Source organism: Pseudomonas nitroreducens, assembly GCF_024170165.1.
Taxonomy (GTDB): domain Bacteria; phylum Pseudomonadota; class Gammaproteobacteria; order Pseudomonadales; family Pseudomonadaceae; genus Pseudomonas; species Pseudomonas nitroreducens_C.
Genome location: NZ_JALJXP010000013.1, coordinates 85,986 through 102,571 on the forward strand (window position 1 = coordinate 85,986; position 16,586 = coordinate 102,571).

Consider the following 16,586-nt stretch of genomic DNA (forward strand, 5'->3'; position numbering starts at 1 on the left):
AGGGCAGCTTGCGGCCCGGAGCGGACCTGTCATGCGTGGACTCAGGCGGGCTTCGCCAGCCGCCGCGAGCGCTGGCGCTGCATGGCCCGGGGCGCGCTCAGGGTTGGTCGCCCAGCCTGACGAGTACATCGGAGGCCAGCACCACCACGCCGCCTGCCGTCGGGACGGTCCTGACCAGCGCCTGCGCGACCGCCCGTGCATGGACGGGCCGATATTTCCCTGGCATCAGCGGCCCCAGGAGCTTCGCGACCGGGATCGCGAGCTGTTCACCGAGGCGCGGCGGTTGCTGCAGGCCGTCGCGGTAGTCCAGCAGGAGCGAGGGTTGCGCGATCACCAGCGCCGTCAGTGGCATCGCCTTGAGGGCATCCTCCAGCTCACCCTTGACGCGGTTGTAGAACACCGAGGATTGCCCGTCGGCCCCTACCGCGCTGACCAGTCCCACGCGCCGGGTTCCCGCCGCGAGCGCGGCGTTGGCCACGGCGAGATTGGCGTCCAGGTCGACTGCGCGGAATGCCGCCTGGCTGCCGGCAACCTTGATCGTGGTGCCGAGCGCCAGGTAGACCTCGTCGGTCGGCGGCAGCACAGGCAGGCGGCCGAAATCGACGCTGTGAACCTGAAGTTTGGGGTGGCTGAGACTCAATGGCCGACGGCTCAGGGCATGCACCTCGCCGACGGAGCCGTCCGCCAGCAGTGCCTGGAGTATCTGGCCGCCCACAAGGCCGGTGGCGCCGGCCAGCAGCACTTTGCGTTGATCGTCAGGGGTGGGCACGTTTGCGGCTCCTCGGTTCGGGCTCGGGGCATGTGGGGTGCCGTCGGGCGTCTGCCCGCTCCAGTCCTGACATGCACGGTAGAAGGAATTGGGATCTTCGAAGCCGAGCAGGAAGGTAATCTCCGCGCCCGACACGGTGGTGTTCGCCAGATAGTAGCGCGCCAGGTTTTCGCGAGGGCATTGACCCGGGCGCGGAAGCTTTCCTCTTCGCCTTCGAAATGGCGTTGCAGCGTGCGCTTGCTCATGCCAGGCCTTTGCTGCGCGCCGGCAGATGAGCGATCCCGAGCAACTCGCGCACCTGCGCAGTTGGATCGGGCTCCGACAGGCTGATGAGCCACGCGGGCACGGCTCCGAAGGCAGTCCGGACGCGTGTCTGCCCGCTGGCCATCGATCCGCTGGAGGTTCTTTCGGCGATCCTGGCGGCTTGGAAAAGCTGCAGGGGCCGCTGGTGGAAAGGCACAATGCATCACGACCGGGCAGGGCGGGGGCTCGCATGTTTGTAGTGATTTCGGGGTGTTCGGGGGGTGGCAAGTCGACGCTGCTGGCCGAGCTTGCGCGTCGCGGCCATGCCGTCGTCGAAGAGCCTGGCCGGCGCATCATTGCGCAGACGCGGGCGGGGGAGGGAAGCGCATTGCCCTGGGTGGATGCAGAGGCCTTCGGGCGGCGCGCGCTGGCGATGTCCATGGCAGACCACGAGACGGCGCAAGGGCTCACCTTTTTTGACCGGGGCATCGTCGATGCGGCCGTGGCGATCACCGCGCGGGGTGGTGATCTGCCGGCGAGCGCCATCGCAACCCATCGCTACGATCGACTCTTTCTCGCGCCGCCATGGCCTGAAATCTACGAGAACGACGCTGACCGCCGGCACAGCCTCGAAGCGGCCTTGCGTGATTATGAGCGTGTCCGGCTGGCCTACCTGAACGCTGGATACCATCCGATCCTGCTGCCCTGCGAGACGGTTTGCGCTCGCGCCGACTTTGTTCTGGCCAACTGTCGGAGTGACGGTTGCCGGTCTGCTCAATGGGGGAAAGAGGCCGACTGAGGTCCCCGATCGCTGGCTGCAGTCGACCCGGAGCGGGCACTGTTTCCTCTGACTGAAGCGAGCTGTTTGGCGGCTGGTCCGAAGCGCTCAGCGCATCAGTTCCATCCAGGAGCGTCTGCTTCTGCCCGGAAACGCACAAACTGCGCAGGCACCTGCAAAGGTACGAACCCTGGCTACTGGCTGCGTGCGTTCTCCAGGGCCTGCTTCTCTGCCGCAGCGCTAATGGCCGCTTGACGATTCTGCTCGGCGAGGTAGCAGGCGTCGCGGCTGACGCCCTGCGCCTGGCAGTTGGACATCCGCTGCGCCGGGCTGGAGCAGCCAGCCAGGAGCAGGGCAGTGACGGTGACGGTGACTGCGAGTACGGCGCGCATCGGACTGCCCTCCAGGGGCGATCAGCGGGAAAGGAAAGTGAATGCTCGAAGGGAGGTGGGCTCCCTGGAAGGCAGTATTCGCCGGTGCTCAACGGGCAGATATGCGAATCCCAGTCACCACCTGTAGGAAAGTGATTACACACTCGGGGAGCGCAGAAAAGGTCGAGCGCCGGGCAATGGCGGCCATCCCGAAGTGGCGCACTGCCCGTTGCGATTCCCTCAAGGCCGAAGGCATCCGGCCGGGCATCCGGGGGCACGCAGGGCCCTCGCTCGGCGTTCTGAGGGTGGCGCGCGAAGGCCGTGTATCGACGGCGTTACACGGTAGGAGCAAACGCAGGAAGAATTATCAAATGGGATGTATTACCATTTGCGACAAATAATCACTACCTGCCACTTCCGACACAAGGCCGTCCTCCATGAAGTCCCGTTTTCCTGTTCTGCTGCTCACCGGAGCCTGCAGCGCCACGCCTGCGGCCTACGCCGCAGACGATGTACTGAACCTGTCCGACAGCGTGATCCAGGCTCCCGACCGCTCCGATGTGCCGAGCGAGGGCTACCAGACCAAGCCGTCGCGCAGCACCACGCGGATGAAGCTGAGCGACCAGGAAACGCCGCAGGGCATCACCACCATCACCCGTCAGCAGATGGACGACTTCGGCCTCAACGACGTGCGCGATGCGCTGCGTTCTGCTCCCACGGTGACCGTGGAGCAGTTCGAGACCGACCGCACCATCTTCACTTCGCGCGGTTATCAGATCGACACCTTCGAGTACGACGGCATGGGGCTGCCGTTCGCCCAGACGCTGCTGGGTGGCGCCCAGGACTTGGCCGAGTACGAGCAGATCGACGTGCTGCACGGCGCCAACGGCCTCATGAGCGGTACCGGCAACCCCTCGGCCACCGTCAACTTCGTGCGCAAGCGGCCCACCGATACCTTCCAGGCGAAGATCGGCAGCAGCGTCGGTTCCTGGGACAATCGCCGCGTGGAGGCCGACGTATCCGGCCCGCTGACCGACAGCGGCAACGTGCGCGGGCGCTTCATCTACGCCCACGACAAGGGCAACTCCTGGCTCGACCGCTACAGCCACGAGGTCAACGTCGCCGCCGGCCTGCTGGCCTTCGACCTGTCCGACGCGGACACCCTGACCGTCGGCTTCTCCCAGCACAACTCCGACTCCAACGGCACCACCTGGGGCAACCTGCCGCTGGTGGACAGCAGCGGCAACCCGATCCACTACAGCAGCCGCAGCTCCAGCGTCGGCCAGGACTGGACCTACTGGAACCTGCACACCCAGCGTGCCTTCGCCGAGCTGAACCATGATTTCGGCAACGGCTGGAACGGCAAGCTCACGCTGACCGGCATCACCCAGTACCAGGACACCCAGCTGTTCTACCTCTACGGCATCACCGACGACGCCGGCACCGCTTATTCCAACCAGACCGCCAGCACCCAGCACCAGGTGATCGGCGAGGGCCAGCTCTCCGGACCGTTCCAGCTGCTGGGCCGCGAGCATGAGCTGACGGTGGGGGTGAACTACGGCCGCACCCACCTCAAGGCCGGCGCCAACACCATCGGCGAGAACGGCTACTACAGCGCCAACCTGTCCGACGCCCTGGCCGGCAACCTGCAGCGCCCGGCCATGCCGTACACCAACGACACCACCAACGCGCAGAACTTCGAGGACACGCAGAAGAGCGTCTACGCCGGCGCGCGCTTCAGCCTGATGGATGACCTGCACTGGATCGTCGGCGCACGCATGCTCAGCGCCGACGGCAGCGGCGACAGCTATGGCGCTGCGCACGACACCCGCGAGCACGGCAAGGTCACCCCGTACACCGGCCTGGTCTACGACTTGAACCCGGAATGGGCGGTCTATGGCAGCTGGACGCGGATCTTCTCCCCGCAGTACGTGATCGCCACCGACGGCGGCCTGCTCGATCCGCTGGAAGGCACCAGCAAGGAAGTCGGCATCAAGGGCGACCTGCTCGACAGCCGCATGAGCGTCAGCGCGGCACTGTTCAAGACCGAGCAGCGCAACGTCCAGGAGTACGCCGGGCTGGTGGATGGCCACTACGTCTACAACGGCGTCGACAACAAGAGCAAAGGCATCGAGCTGCAGGCTTCCGGCGAGGCACTGCCCGGCCTGGACCTGCTGGCCGGCTACACCTACGTGCGCATCGATGATGACAACGGCGACCGTACCCGCAAGTACGTGCCCAAGCACACCGTGCGCGGCTCCGCGACCTACCGCCTGCCGGGCCTGCCGCAGGTCAAGGTCGGTTCGCGGGTGAGCTGGCAGAGCGGCGTCGAAAGCGACAGCTACAGCGCAGTGCGCCAGAGCGCCTACGCGCTGGTCGACCTGATGACCAGCTACGACATCGACTCGAACTGGAGCACTTCGCTGAACCTGAACAACCTCACCGACCGCAAGTACCTGCTCTCGCTGGAGAGTGGCAGCACCTCCAACTACGGCGCGCCGCGCAACCTCACCGCGTCGGTCACCTGGAAGTACTGACGGGCAGGTCGCCGGGCTCGCAGTGAGTGCCCGGCGACCTTGCGAGGCAGCGAAGCGAACAGCTACATCCCGTTGTGGAAGTCGCTGTGCTCAAGCTGGATGCGATCTCTCAGGCCACGCATGCCGTGGGCGTATTCACTCAGTACGCGCAGCGACCAGTCGGCGCGACGGCGGATGCGCATATCGTCTTCCCCGGCCGGTTCGGCGCCGTTCAGCACCTGGTCGACCTGGCGGATCACCAGTTGCTCGGGCAGGTAGCAGATGCGCGAGTTCTTGTAGCTGGAGGCGCGCAGCTCGGAGAGCGGGTAGGAGCCGCCCAGGCCCGCCGACACGCCAACCAGCAGCGCCGGCTTGTGGGCCAGCTCGCGGTAGCCGGCATAGAGGAACAGGTTCTTCAGCGCCGGGCAGGCCATGCCGTGCCATTCCGGCGTAATCACCACCAGCGCGTCGGCGCTCTGCAGTTGCCCGGTCTGCTCGCCCCAGGCGCTGTCCTCGATCGGTGCCGGCCAGAGTGGCAGCGGCGTGCGGCCCAGGTCGATGACGCTGGCGCTCTGGCAGATTTCCAGCGCCTGCAGGCGCTCGGCCAGGTAGCGGGCGACCTTGGCGGACTGGCTGGATTGCTGGCTGGAGCCGGCAATCAGGGTGACGTTCAGGTTCATCGGGCGATCTCCGTGCTTTCCTGCAACTGCGGCTGTGCTTGTGTCTGGGGTCGTGCATCACGTACCAGCGGCCAGAACACTTCCTGCTGCCAGCTCACTGGCTGCATGTCCTCGATGCCGTAGGCCGGGGGGCGGCGGCGGGTGATCTTCGCGGTGCCGAACAGCACGTCCCAGAAGAACAGCAGGTTGCCGAAGTTGCCCTTGTAGTTCGTTACACCGTCTTCGGCATTCAGGCCGTGGTGCGCCGAGTGGGTGGCCGGGGTGGAGATGGTCCGCTCCAGCAGCCACATCAGCGGGCGCAGCACACGGATGTTGTAGAGCTTTTCGTCCCAGGCGACGCTGCTGTGCGCGCCGAAGATCACCAGCATCTTCACGATCAGGTAGCCGTAGTAGAAGTTCGCCAGCCCCAGGTAGACCAGCGCGCTGGTCAGCCAGATGCCGGGCATCAGCAGGTAGTAGAAACTGTTGTTGCGATAGACGATGCGGATGCTCATGTACGGCGCCGAATGGTGGGCGCGGTGCAGGGCATAGAGGAAGGGCACGCGGTGGGTCAGGCGGTGCCACCAGTACTGGGTCATGTCATCCAGCACCAGGAACAGGCCGAGGGCGGCGTACCACGGAATGTCCGCCAGGCGGCCCTGCAGTTGCGGGGCGAAGTGGCCCAGCAGGTGGTTGGTGGTGAACAGGATCAGCGGGAAGGTGACCAGCAGCAGGACGCCCGAGCCGAAGATCTCCAGCATGGTGTCGCGACGCCTGGATGCGGGCTGGCGGAAACGTGCGCAGGCCATTTCCAGCAGCATGAAGGCAAGGAAAATCGCGACCACCACGGGGGTCGGATTATTGGCGAGCAGTTCAGAGTTCATGGCACTCTCTTCTTGTTAGCTTCTTGATTGCCCCTCGGGGCGCGGCAAGCACAATAAGAAAACAAGGGCCCGGCCCGCGTCAGGCGTGAAATGGACAGAAATCCCCGAGAAGTGGCCAATCCGCAGCGTTACCACCGTGGTTCGCTGGGACTGGTACTGGAGCGTTACCTGCTGGGCATGCGCCGGCATCGTGAAGGCGACTACAGCATGGTCGCCCTGGAGGAACTGCTGGCCGAGGCGCAGCAGCATGACCCGGCCATCGGCCTGCGCCTGTTCGGGCTTTTCACGACGCAGGACCGGCACATCCTGGCGCTCTCCGCCGGCTACTGCGCCAGCGCGGGCGAGGCCCTGCAGCTGTGGGCGCGCTACGGGCGGCTGGCGTCGGACATGGACACCATCGACTACCTCGAGGACGACAGGGGCGCCGGCGTGGAGGTGATGATCGATGCCCCCGGTGATCTCGCCCGTTTCACCGTCGAGCATTATTTCGTCATGAGTCTCACCGTGATGCGCGAGGCCACTGGCCGCGCCCTCAAGCCGTTACGGGTGGAGTTCAGTCACCCACGCCCGGCCTATCACGCACAGTACACCGAGGCATTCGGCGTGCCGGTGGAATTCGGCAGCGGCGGCAATCGCCTGTACTACGCCACCGAAGACCTGGCCCTGCCGCTGCTCAGCCGGCATGCCGGCATGCTCGAGATCATCTGCCAGGAACTCGACCGCCGCCTGGGCCGCCAGCGCCAGCTCAGCGGCTGGGCCGCCAGGCTGGCGCGGAACATGCGCCGGGCGCTGGCCGAAGGGCGGGTACCGGGGCTGGAGGAACAGGCAGCGGCCCTGCACCAGAGCGCGCGGACCCTGCGCCGGCGCCTGGAAGAGCAGGGCCTGAGCTTCCGCCAGTTGCTCGACCTGGTACGCGGTGAGCTGGAGCAGCACTTCGAGCTGCAGGGGCTCGCGGCTGGCGAGATCGCCACGCGCCTGGGCTACGGCGATCAGGACGCCTACCTGCACGCCCGCCGACGCTGGCGCGAACCCGACTGAGCGGCTCTGGGGCGGGGCGCACCCCCCCATGCTCCCGCGCAGAGCAGCCTGCTTTTGTGGCGGCCTGCTCATTTCACGACAAGTGCCAGCATGGCGCGGCGTTTCACAGGAGCTACAGTTACCCCGCAGGCGGTGGCACGGCAGTTTGCGGAGCGCTCAGCTCCAGCACGCCATCGGCAAGGAATCCGAATCGACGGAACAAGGAACAAACCCGTGTCCATGCGTGAACAGATTGCAGGTCTGGAAGCCGCCGTTTCGGCGCAGGTACTGGGTCAGGAAGACACCGTCCGGCACATCCTGCTGGGCCTCCTGGCCAATGGTCATGTGCTGCTGGAAAGCCTTCCGGGACTGGCCAAGACCCGCACCGTGAAGACCCTCTCGCGGCACCTCGACGCACGCATGAGCCGCGTGCAGTTCACCCCCGACCTGTTGCCCTCGGACATCACCGGCGCGGAAATCCTCCAGCAGACCGAGCAGGGCAACCAGCTGAAATTCCAGCCCGGGCCGCTGTTCGGCAACGTCATCCTCGCCGACGAGATCAACCGCGCGCCGGCCAAGGTCCAGGCGGCGCTGCTCGAAGCCATGGAAGAACGGCAGATCACCGTGGCCGGGCAGACCCACCGCATGCCGGGGCTGTTCATGGTGCTGGCGACGCAGAACCCCATCGAACAGGAAGGCACCTACCCGCTGCCCGAGGCGCAGATGGACCGCTTCCTGATGAAGCTGCTGATCGACTACCCCAAGGTCGAGGACGAGTCCCGTGTGCTCCAGCTGGTGCGCGCCGAGGAGCGCAGCCAGCAGTCCGGCGCGGCGGCCGAGGCGATCACGCCGCTGGCCCAGGAGGCGGTATTCGCCGCGCGCCAGGAAGTCGGTGATGTGCATGTCTCCGAGGCCATCGACCGCTACCTCATCGACCTGATCAACGCCACCCGCCGCCCGGCCGACTACGACGCCGACCTGGCGCGCTGGCTGAAGGTGGGGGCCAGCCCGCGTGGCGGCATCAGCCTCGACCGGGTTTCCCGCGCCCATGCCTGGATGGCGGGCAACGACTTCGTCACGCCCGACGATGTGCGCGCCGTGGTCCACCCGGTGCTGCGCCATCGCCTGCTGCTGTCCTATGACGCGGTGGCGGACGGGGTGAGTGCCGATCAGGTGATCGACCGGTTGCTGGACAAAGTGGCGATCCCGGCCTGAGGAGGTATCCATGGCCGAATCGCAACCGGTTGCCGATGGCTTTGTCTACGCCTCGCTGGACCAGCTGATGCTGCTGGAGCACCGCGTGCGCGGCCTGAGCTTTGTGTCGCGGCAACCGCTTTCCAGCATCCTCTCCGGCAGCCATGCCGCGCGCTTGCGCGGGCGCGGGCTGAGCTTCGACGAGCTGCGCCAGTACAACCCCGGCGACGACTTGCGTCATCTGGATTGGCGCGCCTCGCTGCGCTATGGAAAACCCTTCGTGCGCAGCTACACCGAGGAGCGCGACCGGCCGACCCTGCTGCTGGTGGACCAGCGCATGAGCATGTACTTCGGCTCCCGGCGCAGCTTCAAGTCGGTGCTCGCCGCCGAGCTGGCCGCGCTGGGTGGCTGGATGGCACTGCAGGCCGGCGACCGGGTCGGCGGCCTGGTATTCGGTGACCACCAGATCGAGTACATCCGCCCCCTGCGCAGCCGGGCGCGGGTAGAGGCCCTGTGCGCCGCGATCGTTCGCCACAACCATGCGCTGCATGCCACGCGCAGCGACGATGACTCCCCGGGGCAACTCGACCGCGTGCTGCGCCAGTGCCTGGGCGTGGCCGGGCACGACAGCCTGGTGGTGATCATCAGCGACTTCGCCGGGGTGACCGAGCAGACCCTGCAACTGCTGCGGCAGCTGAGCGCGCACAACGACGTGCTGGCCCTGCAGGTGTTCGACCCCATCGCCATCAAGCTGCCGGACAGGGGGCGGGTGACGGTCACCCAGGGCGAGCTGCAGGTCGAGCTGGAGGTCGGCCGGCGCCAGGTCCACCGGCCGCTGGGGGAATTTCTCTCCGGGCGCCTGAAGAACGTGGCGACCCTGCTGCGCCGCAGCCAGGTGCCGCTGATGATGTTCAGCAGCGGGCGCGACGCGCTGGAGCAGCTGCGTGGCGAACTCGGGCGCCTGGCCAGATGAGCATTCCCAGCATCGATCAACTCCAGGAGCTGCCACCGCCACCGCCGCTGGTCAGCTACTGGCCACAGACCTGGGCCTGGGTGTGGCTCGCCATCGTCCTGCTGCTGCTCCTGGCGGCATGGGGAGTCTGGCGTTACCGCAAATGGCAGCGTGATCTCTACCGGCGCGAGGCGCTGGCCCTGCTCGACGACCTCGGTGTGGCGCTGCACGATCCGGCACAGCGGCTCGCGGCGCTGCGCCAGGTGCCGGTGCTGATCAAGCGGGTCGCCCTGTCGATGCCCGATGGCGCCGCTGCGGCGCCGCTGGGTGGCGCCGACTGGCAGGCGTTCCTGCAGAAGCGCAGCCCGACGGCGTTGCCGGCCGATCTCGAACGGCAGCTGGCGCTGCTGGCCTACGCGCTGGATACGCGCCTCCAGGCCATCGGCGAGCAGGACGCGCAAGCCCTGCTGTCGGCCTGCCGGCAATGGGTCGAGGTGCACCATGTGGCAGCTTGAATACCCCTGGCTGCTGCTCCTGTTGCCGCTGCCCTGGCTCGCCTGGCGCTACCTGCCGGCCTACCGCGAGTCGCGCAGCGCCCTGCGGGTGCCGTTCTTCGCCGCCATGAGCCACGCCGCCGGCCAGGAGCCGGGCCGGGGCGGCGCGGCCGGCGAGCGCTGGCAACTGCCGCTCAACCTGCTGCTGTGGGTGCTGCTACTGCTGGCCTGCGCGCGCCCGGTGCTGGTGGAAAAACCCATCCAGCGCGTGCAGCCGATCCGCGACCTGATGCTGGCCATCGACATCTCCCAGTCCATGGAAACCAACGACTATCGGGACGCCGCGGGCAACCGCGTCGACCGCCTGAGCATCGTCAAGGGCGTGGTGCGTGACTTCATCGGCCAGCGCAAGGAAGACCGCATCGGCCTGATCGTTTTCGGCACCGGCGCCTTCGCCCAGTCGCCGCCGACCCAGGACCACGCCAGCCTGTTGATGCTGCTGGACGAAGTGGGTATCGGCATGGCCGGGCCCAATACCGCGCTGGGCGATGCCATCGGCCTGACCATCAAGTTGCTGGAGAAAGCGCCGGAGCAGCAGAAGGTGCTGATCCTGCTCACCGACGGCAACGATACCGGCAGCGCCATCACGCCCAGTCACGCCGCGGCGCTGGCCCATGAGCGTGGCGTGGTGGTGCACACCATCGGCATCGGCGATCCCGAGGCCAGCGGTGACGCGAAGGTGGACCTGCGCACGCTGCAGGACATCGCCCGGACCACCGGCGGGCGGTTCTTCCGGGCCGGCGACCGCGAGGCGCTGCAGGCGGTCTACGCGACGCTGGACCAGATCACTCCGCACCAGGTGAAGACCCTCAGCCACCAGCCCAAGCGCGACCTGTTCTGGATTCCCCTGGGCGCAGCCTTGCTGTTGCTGCTGGTCGGCCATGTGCTGGCAGCCATCGGCGGGCGGTTGGCGGTGTCTCACAGCACGCCGGCCAGCCAGGAAGCGGAGGGTTGATGGACATCGATCTCAGTGCCTTCCATTTCCTGCGCCCCTGGTGGCTGTTGCTGATCGTGCCGGGCGTCCTGCTGCCGCTGCTGTGGAGCCGCCGTCACGACCTGGCGCGGCGCCTGGACGGGATCATCGCGCCGCATCTGCTGCAGCACCTGGTGATCACCCCGGTCGACCAGCACCGCGTGCGCCCGGTGCAGTGGCTTGGCGCCGTGCTGGTGCTCGGCGCCGTCGCCGGCGCGGGGCCCACCTGGGAGCAGGATCGCCCGGCCTTCATGGAAAACCGCGCGCCGCTGATCCTCGCCCTGGACCTGTCGCCGTCCATGGCCGCCAACGATGTGCCGCCCTCGCGCATCGAGGCGGCCAAGCACAAGCTGCACGACCTCATCGCCCGCCGGCCGGGCAGCCCCACGGCGCTGATCGCCTACGCCGGCAGCGCGCACCTGGTGCTGCCCGCGACCGAGGATGCGGCGCTGCTCGACAGCTTCCTCCAGGCGCTGGCGCCGGGGCTGATCCAGCGCAGCGGCAAGGACGCGCTGGGCGCCATCGAACTGGCCAGGCGGCTGCTGGCCGCCGAGCAGTCGCCGGGCACCCTGGTGCTGCTCACCGATGGTGCCGACAAGCAGCAGTTCGACGCCATCGACAAGGCCCTGCGCGGCAGCGACCTGCAGGTGCTGGTGCTGGCGGTCGGCAGCCAGGATGGTGGCCTGCTTGCCGGGGGCCAGCAGGATTCCGCCGGCCGCCCGTTGCTCGCCACCTTCGATACCGAGGGCCTCAAGGGCCTGGCGGACGCCGCGGATGCGCCGCTGGGCAGCCTGACCCTCAACGACGATGACCTGGACTGGATCGAGCTGCACGCCCAGCAGCACTTCCAGGCCGCCCAGGGCGACGAGAAGCAGCTGCACTGGAAGGATGCCGGCTACTGGCTCTGCTGGCCCTTGCTGCTGCTCGTGCTGCTGAGCGTGCGCAAAGGCTGGAAGGTGCACTGGCTGAGCGCCTTGCTGCTCGCCGCCAGCCTGGGCGGCATGCCACAGCCCGCACGCGCCGGAGCGCTCGCCGATGCCTTCTTCACCGCCGACCAGCAGGGGCGCTGGGCGTTCGAACACGAACATTACCCGCAGGCCGCCGAGCACTTCCGCGACCCGTTCTGGAAGGGCGTGGCCGCCTATCACGCGGCCGACTACCCGCTGGCCCTGGCCAGCTTCGCCCGCCTGGATTCGGCGCAGGCCTATTTCTATCTGGGCAACACCTACGTGCGCCTGTCGAAGTTCGATCAGGCCATCGGCGCCTATCAACAGGCGCTGAAGCGCCAGGCCGATTTCCCCCAGGCTACCGCCAACCTGGCGCTGGCCGAGGCGCTGGAGAAGGACCGCGAGGCGCAGGAGAAGGCCGGCCCGCCCGAAGAGAAGCCCGACCAGGAAGTCTTCGACAACACCGCCGGCAAGGGCAAGGACGTGCAGCGCAAGGCCGGCGAGGCCGAGTCCGACGACCAGTGGCTGAACAACCTGAGCACATCGCCGGCGCAGTTCCTGCGCCGCAAGTTCAGCCTGCAGGATGCCGCGGCGGGGGCCGGATCATGAAGCGCTTACTGGCCATCCTGTTGCTGTGCCTGCCGTTGCTCGGGCTGGCGGCCGAGCCCGAAGTGAAGGTGCGTGCCGAGCTGCAGCCGGCGGGGTCGGTGATGGTCGGCGGTACGCTCAGCCTGCAGATCGATCTGCTGGTGGATACCTGGTTCAGCCAGCCGCCACAATTGCCGCCACTGCAACTGGCAGGGGCGGTGGTCTCCGAACCTTCCAGCGAGGCCACCCATCTCAACGAGACGATCGACGGCAAGCCGTTCTTCGGCCTGCGCTTCCGTTACCGGATCACCCCGCAAGCGGCGCGCGAATTCGACATCCCGGCGCTGGATATCCAGGTGCAGCCGGGGCAGGCCAGCGGCCCGGTGCAGGTGCGCAGCCCGGCGCTGCACTTCAGCGCCAGCCAGCCCGCCGGTGCCAGCGCAGAAGCCGGACAGCGCCTGGTGGCCAGCGCGGTGACCGTCAGCCAGGAACTCAAGGCCTCCCACGAGCCGCTGCGGGTGGGGGACAGCTTGACGCGCACGCTGCACGTCCGTGCGGAAGACGCGCAGGCCATGCTGATTCCCGCGCCGGACTTCGCCGAGGTGGACGGCCTGCGCCGTTACCTGCAGACCCCGACCGTGCAGCCGTTGAGCGATGGCCGTGGCGGCGTGCTGGGCGGCGAGCGGGTGGATGCGGTGACCTATGTGGTCAACCAGCCCGGCGACTTCCGGCTGCCGGCCATCGAGTTGCACTGGTGGGCGGCGGACAGCGGCGAGCAGCGCTCGGTGTCGGTGCCGGAGCTGAAGCTGTCGGCCCAGGCGGCTGCGGTCTACCAGGCACCATTTTCCATCAGCGAGGATCTGCGCGCGCTCGGCCGCAAGGCGCAGGTGCGCATCGCCGGCCACTGGCTGGTCCTGCTCGCTGCGCTGCTGGTGCTGGCAGGCGTTGGCTACGCTGTTCGGCTCTGGGGCGGCGCTATCAGCGCGGCGGCGAAAGGCGCTTTCCAGCGTCGTCGCCAGCAGTGGCTCGATTCGCCGAACTATGCCTGGCGCCAGGTGCGCCATGAGCTCGCAGGCGACCCGCCGCAGCTGGGGGCGCTCTATCTCTGGCTTCGCCGGACCAACGGCTGTCGTGAAATGAGTGCAGCGGTTCCCGAACAGAGCGTCAAAGTCGCCAATCCTTTGCTAGCTTTTCTCAGGGGCCGTTACGGCCGCCCAGGTACGCAGTCGGGTTCGGGGCTTGAGCCGCTGATCCAGGCGCTGCCGGATATCCGCCGGGAAGTGGTGCAGGGCGAGCCAGCGAGCTTGCCGGCCCACGCTCTCAAACCTTTGAATCCGTGATCCAGGGACGCGCATGCATTCGAACCCCGCTCAACCGATAGCCCGCTGGATGCTCCTGCTGCTGCTCGGCCTGCCATTCCTGGCGCAGGCCGCCGAGCCACTGCCATCCTGGAACGACGGACCCTCGCGGCAGGCGATCATCGCCTTCGTCGGGGCGGTGACCCAGGAGGGCGGCAAGGACTTCGTGCCGCCGGCCGAACGCATCGCGGTGTTCGACAACGACGGCACGCTGTGGAGCGAACAGCCGATGTACTTCCAGGTGCTCTTCGCCCTCGACGAGGTCAAGCGGCAGGCGCCGCAGCACCCGCGCTGGAAGGAAGTGCAGCCGTTCAAGGCGGTGCTCGAAGGCGACCACAAGGCCCTGGCCGACAGTGGCATGCCGGGCATCCTGCAGATAGTCGCCGCGACCCATGCCGGGGTGAGCACCGACGAGTTCATCGCCAATGCCCGCCGCTGGCTGGCCAGCGCCCGGCATCCGCGCAGCCACAAGCCCTACACCGAGATGGTCTTCCAGCCGATGCTGGAGCTGCTGGGCTACCTGCGCGCCAACGGCTTCAAGACCTACATCGTCTCTGGCGGCGAAGTGGCGTTCATGCGCGCCTTCGCCGAAGAGGTCTACGGCATTCCGCCCGAGCAGGTGATCGGCACCACCCTGGGCAGCCGCTTCGAGGACCGCGACGGCAAGCTGTCGATCCAGCGCCTGCCGCAGCTGGTACATAACGACGATGGCCCGGGCAAGCCGGAGAGCATCGACAGCATCATCGGCCGGCGGCCGATCCTGGCCTTCGGCAACTCCGACGGCGACCTGCAGATGCTGCAATGGACCACCGCTGGCAAAGGCCTGCGTTTCGCCGGACTGGTGCACCACACCGACGAGAAGCGCGAATGGGCCTACGACCGGCAGAGCAAGGTCGGGCGCCTGGACAAGGCGCTCGACATGGCGAAGAGCAAGGAATGGGTGGTAGTGGACATGGCAAGGGAGTGGAAGCGGATCTATCCGTTCGATCAATAGCAAGCCAACAAGCAAAACCGCAGGGACACGGGGATTTCCAGCCAGGCAGTCGGCATCTCCAGTGAACGCAGTCGTGGCAAAACGACCAGTAACTGGAATGGAGAAACACCAATGAAGCGCACGGGAAGATGGATATCGCGGTTCGCCCTGGCGGCGACGGCGATAATGGGGTGCTCAATCGCCAGCGCGGCGGACAAGCCGAACATCCTGGTGATATTCGGTGACGATATCGGTCAGACCAACATCAGCGCCTATGCCTTCGGCGTGGTCGGCTACACGACGCCGAACATCGACCGCATCGCCAAGGAAGGCATGATGTTCACCGACTACTACGCGGAGAACAGCTGCACCGCCGGCCGCTCGACCTTCATCACCGGCCAGTCGATCCTGCGTACCGGTCTGTCGAAGGTGGGCATGCCGGGTGTGCCGGTGGGCCTGCAGGACCGTGACGTGACCATTGCCCAGGCGCTGAAGGCGCATGGCTATGCCACCGGGCAGTTTGGCAAGAACCACCTGGGCGACAAGGACGAATATCTGCCGACCAAGCACGGCTTCGACGAGTTCTTCGGCAACCTGTATCACCTCAACGCCGAGGAAGAGCCCGAGCGTCCGTACTGGCCCAAGGATGACGAAGCCTTCGTCAAGGCCGCTTCTCCCCGTGGTGTGCTGAAGGCTACCGCCGACGGCAAGATCGAGGACACCGGTGCGCTGAACAGCAAGCGCATGGAGACCATCGACGACGAAACCACCCAGGCCGCGATCAACTTCATGGACAAGCAGGTGAAGGCGGACAAGCCGTTCTTCGTCTGGATGAACACCACGCGCATGCACGCCTTCACCCACGTGCGCGAGTCCATGCAGGGGCAGAGCGGTATGCCGGGCAACGAGTACGCCGACGGCATGCTCGAGCACGACGGCGACGTCGGCAAGCTGCTCAAGGCAGTGGACGACCTGAAGATCGCCGACAACACCATCGTCGTCTACACCACCGACAACGGCCCGAACCAGTGGTCCTGGCCGGATGCCGCCACCACCCCGTTCCGCAACGAGAAGAACTCCAACTGGGAGGGCGCCTACCGGGTGCCGGCGATGATCCGCTGGCCGAATCACATCAAGCCGGGCAGCGTTTCCACGCAGATGTTCTCCGGGCTGGACTGGTTCCCGACCCTGCTGGCCGCCATTGGCGATACCGACATCAAGGAGCGCCTGCTCAAGGGTGCCGATGTGGGTGGCAAGAACTTCAAGGTGCACCTGGACGGCTACAACCAGCTGGACTACCTGACTGGCAAGACCGACAAGGGCGCGCGCCGCGAGTTCTACTACTTCAACGACGAGGCCGAGCTGGTGGGCATGCGTTTCGACAACTGGAAGATCGTCTGGTGCGAACAACGCGCACCGGGTGGCCTGCAAGTCTGGAGCGAGCCCTTCACCTGCCTGCGGGTACCCAAGCTGTTCAACCTGCGCATGGACCCCTACGAGCGGGCTGACGTGGTCTCCGACCAGTACTACGACTGGCTGACCAAGAACGACTACCTGCTGTTCCAGGGTACTCGCAAGGCGGCAGCCTTCCTGCAGACCTTCGTGGACTATCCGCCGAGCCAACGCCCGGCCAGCTTCAGCATCGACCAGATCCGCAGGGATGTTGATGCGAAGATCGAAGCGAAGATGAAGCAGGGCGCCAAGTAGTGATCGCCAGCCGGAGCGCCCGCTTGCGGGTGCTCCTCCCGTCCCCCGCGACAGCCTGGCTGTCGCGGGGGCTTTACTGTCAGACAAGGTTGATTCGATGCCT

General features: G+C 66.8%; 15 protein-coding genes. 11 read left to right on the top strand and 4 right to left on the bottom strand.

The genetic code is table 11. The features are described 5' to 3' along the window. Window positions 1-97: 97 nt before the first annotated feature. Window positions 98-769, bottom strand: coding sequence for an NAD(P)H-binding protein (locus J2T47_RS23370; protein ID WP_253452261.1), 672 nt, complete (start codon window positions 767-769; stop codon window positions 98-100). Window positions 770-1,262: 493 nt separating this feature from the next. Here J2T47_RS23370 and J2T47_RS23375 point away from each other — a divergent pair, with 493 nt between their 5' ends. Beyond that, the gene (locus tag J2T47_RS23375) at window positions 1,263-1,811 is read left to right on the top strand and encodes an AAA family ATPase (RefSeq protein WP_253452264.1); all 549 of its coding nucleotides are present in this window, start codon (window positions 1,263-1,265) and stop codon (window positions 1,809-1,811) included. A 173-nt stretch (window positions 1,812-1,984) separates the two neighbouring features. Here J2T47_RS23375 and J2T47_RS23380 read toward each other — a convergent pair whose 3' ends face one another. Next, window positions 1,985-2,182 carry a hypothetical protein gene (locus tag J2T47_RS23380; RefSeq protein WP_253452266.1) on the bottom strand — a complete coding sequence of 66 codons (198 nt, stop codon included), beginning with the start codon at window positions 2,180-2,182 and terminating at the stop codon, window positions 1,985-1,987. A 416-nt stretch (window positions 2,183-2,598) separates the two neighbouring features. On the opposite strand from J2T47_RS23380, the gene J2T47_RS23385 reads away from it, so the two are divergent. Then, on the top strand, window positions 2,599-4,698 hold the full coding sequence (locus J2T47_RS23385) for a TonB-dependent siderophore receptor (protein ID WP_253452269.1): 2,100 nt from the start codon (window positions 2,599-2,601) through the stop codon (window positions 4,696-4,698). Between the two features lie 62 nt (window positions 4,699-4,760). Here J2T47_RS23385 and J2T47_RS23390 read toward each other — a convergent pair whose 3' ends face one another. Then, the gene (locus tag J2T47_RS23390) at window positions 4,761-5,357 is read right to left on the bottom strand and encodes an NADPH-dependent FMN reductase (RefSeq protein WP_253452272.1); all 597 of its coding nucleotides are present in this window, start codon (window positions 5,355-5,357) and stop codon (window positions 4,761-4,763) included. After that, a complete protein-coding gene (locus tag J2T47_RS23395; protein WP_253452277.1) occupies window positions 5,354-6,220 on the bottom strand; it encodes a sterol desaturase family protein in 867 nt (288 codons plus the stop codon). Before J2T47_RS23395 ends, J2T47_RS23390 begins: the two co-directional genes overlap by 4 nt. Window positions 6,221-6,310: 90 nt before the next feature. Here J2T47_RS23395 and J2T47_RS23400 point away from each other — a divergent pair, with 90 nt between their 5' ends. The 9 genes from J2T47_RS23400 (at window position 6,311) to J2T47_RS23440 (ending at window position 16,483) form a co-directional block, all read left to right on the top strand. Beyond that, on the top strand, window positions 6,311-7,258 hold the full coding sequence (locus J2T47_RS23400; protein ID WP_253452280.1) for an AraC family transcriptional regulator ligand-binding domain-containing protein: 948 nt from the start codon (window positions 6,311-6,313) through the stop codon (window positions 7,256-7,258). A gap of 219 nt (window positions 7,259-7,477) precedes the next feature. Further along, window positions 7,478-8,452 carry an AAA family ATPase gene (locus J2T47_RS23405; protein WP_253452494.1) on the top strand — a complete coding sequence of 325 codons (975 nt, stop codon included), beginning with the start codon at window positions 7,478-7,480 and terminating at the stop codon, window positions 8,450-8,452. Between the two features lie 10 nt (window positions 8,453-8,462). After that, the gene (locus J2T47_RS23410) at window positions 8,463-9,404 is read left to right on the top strand and encodes a DUF58 domain-containing protein (protein ID WP_253452283.1); all 942 of its coding nucleotides are present in this window, start codon (window positions 8,463-8,465) and stop codon (window positions 9,402-9,404) included. Then, window positions 9,401-9,898: a DUF4381 domain-containing protein gene (locus tag J2T47_RS23415; RefSeq protein ID WP_253452286.1), complete on the top strand. Its 498-nt coding sequence runs from the start codon at window positions 9,401-9,403 to the stop codon at window positions 9,896-9,898. The genes J2T47_RS23410 and J2T47_RS23415 overlap by 4 nt, the downstream gene beginning before the upstream one ends. After that, window positions 9,885-10,892, top strand: coding sequence for a VWA domain-containing protein (locus tag J2T47_RS23420; protein ID WP_253452288.1), 1,008 nt, complete (start codon window positions 9,885-9,887; stop codon window positions 10,890-10,892). The genes J2T47_RS23415 and J2T47_RS23420 overlap by 14 nt, the downstream gene beginning before the upstream one ends. Then, window positions 10,892-12,466 carry a VWA domain-containing protein gene (locus J2T47_RS23425; protein ID WP_253452293.1) on the top strand — a complete coding sequence of 525 codons (1,575 nt, stop codon included), beginning with the start codon at window positions 10,892-10,894 and terminating at the stop codon, window positions 12,464-12,466. The genes J2T47_RS23420 and J2T47_RS23425 overlap by 1 nt, the downstream gene beginning before the upstream one ends. Next, window positions 12,463-13,785 carry a hypothetical protein gene (locus tag J2T47_RS23430; RefSeq protein ID WP_253452295.1) on the top strand — a complete coding sequence of 441 codons (1,323 nt, stop codon included), beginning with the start codon at window positions 12,463-12,465 and terminating at the stop codon, window positions 13,783-13,785. Before J2T47_RS23425 ends, J2T47_RS23430 begins: the two co-directional genes overlap by 4 nt. Before the next feature lie 13 nt (window positions 13,786-13,798). After that, window positions 13,799-14,797 carry an HAD family hydrolase gene (locus J2T47_RS23435; protein WP_253452298.1) on the top strand — a complete coding sequence of 333 codons (999 nt, stop codon included), beginning with the start codon at window positions 13,799-13,801 and terminating at the stop codon, window positions 14,795-14,797. 111 nt (window positions 14,798-14,908) lie between these two features. After that, on the top strand, window positions 14,909-16,483 hold the full coding sequence (locus tag J2T47_RS23440; protein WP_253452300.1) for an arylsulfatase: 1,575 nt from the start codon (window positions 14,909-14,911) through the stop codon (window positions 16,481-16,483). The last annotated feature ends 103 nt before the right edge of the window (window positions 16,484-16,586 follow it).

Coding starts and splice junctions, on each gene's coding strand:
- J2T47_RS23425 (WP_253452293.1), top strand. CDS start 10,892: ATGGACATCGATCTCAGTGCCTTCCATTTCCTGCGCCCCTGGTGGCTG.
- J2T47_RS23410 (WP_253452283.1), top strand. CDS start 8,463: ATGGCCGAATCGCAACCGGTTGCCGATGGCTTTGTCTACGCCTCGCTG.
- J2T47_RS23430 (WP_253452295.1), top strand. CDS start 12,463: ATGAAGCGCTTACTGGCCATCCTGTTGCTGTGCCTGCCGTTGCTCGGG.
- J2T47_RS23405 (WP_253452494.1), top strand. CDS start 7,478: ATGCGTGAACAGATTGCAGGTCTGGAAGCCGCCGTTTCGGCGCAGGTA.
- J2T47_RS23385 (WP_253452269.1), top strand. CDS start 2,599: ATGAAGTCCCGTTTTCCTGTTCTGCTGCTCACCGGAGCCTGCAGCGCC.
- J2T47_RS23380 (WP_253452266.1), bottom strand. CDS start 2,182: ATGCGCGCCGTACTCGCAGTCACCGTCACCGTCACTGCCCTGCTCCTG.
- J2T47_RS23440 (WP_253452300.1), top strand. CDS start 14,909: ATGAAGCGCACGGGAAGATGGATATCGCGGTTCGCCCTGGCGGCGACG.
- J2T47_RS23400 (WP_253452280.1), top strand. CDS start 6,311: ATGGACAGAAATCCCCGAGAAGTGGCCAATCCGCAGCGTTACCACCGT.
- J2T47_RS23395 (WP_253452277.1), bottom strand. CDS start 6,220: ATGAACTCTGAACTGCTCGCCAATAATCCGACCCCCGTGGTGGTCGCG.
- J2T47_RS23390 (WP_253452272.1), bottom strand. CDS start 5,357: ATGAACCTGAACGTCACCCTGATTGCCGGCTCCAGCCAGCAATCCAGC.
- J2T47_RS23375 (WP_253452264.1), top strand. CDS start 1,263: ATGTTTGTAGTGATTTCGGGGTGTTCGGGGGGTGGCAAGTCGACGCTG.
- J2T47_RS23415 (WP_253452286.1), top strand. CDS start 9,401: ATGAGCATTCCCAGCATCGATCAACTCCAGGAGCTGCCACCGCCACCG.
- J2T47_RS23420 (WP_253452288.1), top strand. CDS start 9,885: ATGTGGCAGCTTGAATACCCCTGGCTGCTGCTCCTGTTGCCGCTGCCC.
- J2T47_RS23435 (WP_253452298.1), top strand. CDS start 13,799: ATGCATTCGAACCCCGCTCAACCGATAGCCCGCTGGATGCTCCTGCTG.